This window comes from Weissella sp. DD23 (assembly GCF_001579105.1).
Classification (GTDB): domain Bacteria; phylum Bacillota; class Bacilli; order Lactobacillales; family Lactobacillaceae; genus Weissella; species Weissella cibaria.
Genome location: NZ_KQ970392.1, coordinates 319421 through 322741, shown reverse-complemented (window position 1 = coordinate 322741; position 3321 = coordinate 319421). Strand labels below are relative to the sequence as shown.

At 48.7% G+C, this 3321-nt stretch carries 2 protein-coding genes; both read right to left on the bottom strand.

Annotated features, from left to right (window positions below; all coding sequences use genetic code 11):
- Window positions 1-32: 32 nt before the first annotated feature.
- Complete coding sequence (locus WEIDD23_RS05840) at window positions 33-1889, bottom strand: hypothetical protein (protein ID WP_010371307.1); 1857 nt, start codon at window positions 1887-1889, stop codon at window positions 33-35.
- Between the two features lie 75 nt (window positions 1890-1964).
- On the bottom strand, window positions 1965-3131 hold the full coding sequence (locus tag WEIDD23_RS05835) for a metal-dependent hydrolase family protein (protein ID WP_010371309.1): 1167 nt from the start codon (window positions 3129-3131) through the stop codon (window positions 1965-1967).
- Window positions 3132-3321 lie beyond the last annotated feature (190 nt).

Here is a 3321-nt window from a genome sequence, read left to right as displayed (position 1 = left end):
GCCAAAAACAAGCTAACACGGGATTTTTGCCATTACAACGGCTTTATCAATTCAATTCGATCCATAATGTGGCTCAAATATGACGCCACATGCTGGTCTTGGGCTACTTTGATCAGGTCAACCAGTTCGTCAAAGCGGTCTTTCGTCAGTTCACCCAGTGCCCGAGCATTATCTAAGTAGGCAATTAATAATTGCAAAGCAAAGTACGCTTGACGCATTGTGTAGCGACCAAATAATTCACTTTCAATCAGCATTACGAAATTATCATCAGTCAGCGCCGTGATGGCTTGCTGCCACTGACCACCGGCGGTTTCCATCAAGTCGCCTAACATCGTTTCAGTCCAGCGTAACTGATCCGTTGCCAGTAGGTCACCGAGTTGCATTTGCAGCTTCTCGATAAAAATCGTGACTTGCGCATGATTCATTTCACGCAAATCAGCTGACGGCGTACTCATCAAAACCGGCAACTTTTTAAGTTCTGGTACCGGCGCCTGATCACGCACAATTTGTTGCAAACGCAATTGATCAGCGAAAGCTACGTGTCCCTGCTCATCACCCTGCAGGACCGGACCTAATACATCATTCACCTGTTGCATCCAAACTTGTACGTGCCGTTGCGCCTCGCGCTCGGGTTCATACACAAATGACGTTGCAATGTTCTTAACCATCTGAGCCTTTGTTTGCCCATACAACGCATCTAACACAGCTAACTGCGGGTTGTGCGCCAATGTCGCTTGCCAGTGACTAAAATCATAGTCGGCTTGCCAATCTGGATCCAAACTCTTCAAAAAGAACGGCTCCATATATTGGTAAAACAAGCGTGCATCTTGATCCTTTAACTTCAGTTGCTGGAAGAAGCGCTCATTTTCCAAGTAATCCCACAAGCCGCCAAAACCACGGCCAACCGAGACAAACTTTTCTTGACCTGCCTTGCTGTCCCAGTATTCATCTGCAAAGACATCCAAGGCATCTTTATCATTCAAATTAATCCCAACCGCCATTGCAGCAGTCGCAACACGCTTATCCGCCGAAAAGTACCCGGGATAGGTCGCTTCATGCTCGAACTGCCAAGCTAATTGTTGGACAGTACCGGCAAAGTCAGTTGCATCAACCGCCACAACCGGCGTCGACGCAATCAATGCTGTTAACGCATCTGGCAAGGCGTTTATCTGGTCAGGTGTTAACACAACGGTTGGCACAAAATAGTTAAATAAAATCCGCTTCAAGCCAACCGTCGTCCACTTGCCAACTGGTTCATGGGCAATTTTCTGCATCATACCAATAAACAATGGCAACAAGGTATCTGTCATATCGCGTTGGACGTCGGCAGACAATGCTTGAAAAGTTGCATTGGTGGCTACGTTCGCCATCAACGGTGCGATGGCGCGATTAGGTCGTACCTCATCAGGATCATCTGTCGCCACCATCTGGTTCGCCAACTCTTTTCGATAGGCCACTAATTCATCGCGAACCCAATCGTCAGTCACGGCTGCGGGTAAATCTGGTTGCACCATACCACTGTACATTAAGGATTCGAGCAAATCTGCTGTCATGCCAATGATGGTTGCATCATCTAGTCCTTGGAATTGCTCGTGTGAACCGATGGTAAACGTCAGTCCAAGCAAGACATCATCAATGCCCCACGCAATCGTTGGCTTATTCGTCACCAAATAAATATCATCCAAAATGGCCGCACTCATCTTTTGCGCATCCGCCCACTCGGTCTGCTTGGCAAACGCCGCTGACAATTCCCGGAATTGTTGGCGATTACGCTTCAGCGTGCGCTGATTAACTGGCCCAACCGCATTACCGGCCGTGGACAATCCTGCGCGCACCTCATCCACAAGTGATTCGTCAATAAAACCATCTTGATCTAGTTTGAGTTGCATGATGTTACTGATCTCCTTATGACTTGTTCTTTATTGGTTTGAATTATACACCAGTGACCAATCAAACAGGCGAAATCAGTTGACGGCTTGCCCCTTTCGATAAACTGTCTTTTGACCAGTTAACACAGTGATGTCGGTTAATGGATTAGCCGTTACGATAATAAAGTCAGCTTGCTTGCCAACGGTAATGCTGCCAACCTTGTCGGCAACCCGCAATAATTCAGCAGCATTTTGTGTGGCCGACAGTAACGCTTCAGCTGGCGTCTGACCGGCAGCAACCATATAAGCAAGTTCCTGCGTTGATCCATGACGAAAATCATTAAACGGAGTGCCCGCATCCGTTCCCATAACCAGTCGAACCCCCGCCGAAATTGCCCGCGCAATGCTCTGCTGATGACTCGCAATCACAGCCTTATTCTTCTGATACATCCAAGCTGGCACCGCTTCTGGATGTTGATCGATCGCGTGTGGGGCGCCAAATGTCGGCACCACTGCAATGTCAGCGGCTAACAATTGTTCAATCGCTTCGTCATCAAGAAAAATCGCATGTTCGATTGAATCAACACCAGCTAAGATGGCGTTTTTGATACCTTGATTGCCCTGGGCATGGGCTGCAACTGGGACATTTCGATGATGCGCTTCTGCTACGGCAGCAGCCATTTCTGCCACGCTTAGTTGCACCTGGTCTGGTTGCTCGCCATCACGACTGGTCACACCACCAGTGGCCATCACCTTAATTGCGGTTGCACCAGCTTTAAGTAACTGACGAGTCGCACGGCGCACCTCGTCCGGGCCATCCACTTCGCGGGCAATTCCCGCTGACCCATGGCCACCAGTCATCGTCAACGCGGGACCACTGCCAACAATCAACGGGGCAGTAATCGTCCCTAGTTGTTCAAGTCGCGCTAACGACAAATCGATGTTGGCAAAGCTACCAACATTTCGAATCGTGGTGACCCCATCTAGCAGTAGATCTCGTAGATTCTTTTGGGCAAAGACGGTTACTTCCGCCTCCGTCATGTTCGTCAGCGCAGGTGATTGGTCTGCAGCGACCAAATCCGTCACATGCGTGTGCGCATTGATTAAACCCGGTACCACGTACTGACCGGCCAAAGATACTGTTTCATCGGCCGGTGTGTCTGGTGTCACAAACACACCCTGTGTCGTATCCACCGTAAATGATTGGGCAACAAACTGCCCCGCTTGAAAAATAGCACCGTCTGTATATGTAATAATTGCCATTTGCTAATCTCCTATTTCTTGTAAACCGACTTTAAGTCAAGTGTGCCAACTGGATTTTGAATCACCCCACTAACCGTCGTCCGTTGTAAGGTTGGCAATGATTTATAGCCCAACACAATGACCGGCGCATCACGCTGTAAATACCCATCCGCTTTTTTCAAATCCGTATAACGTTGTTCAGGTTGGTCTG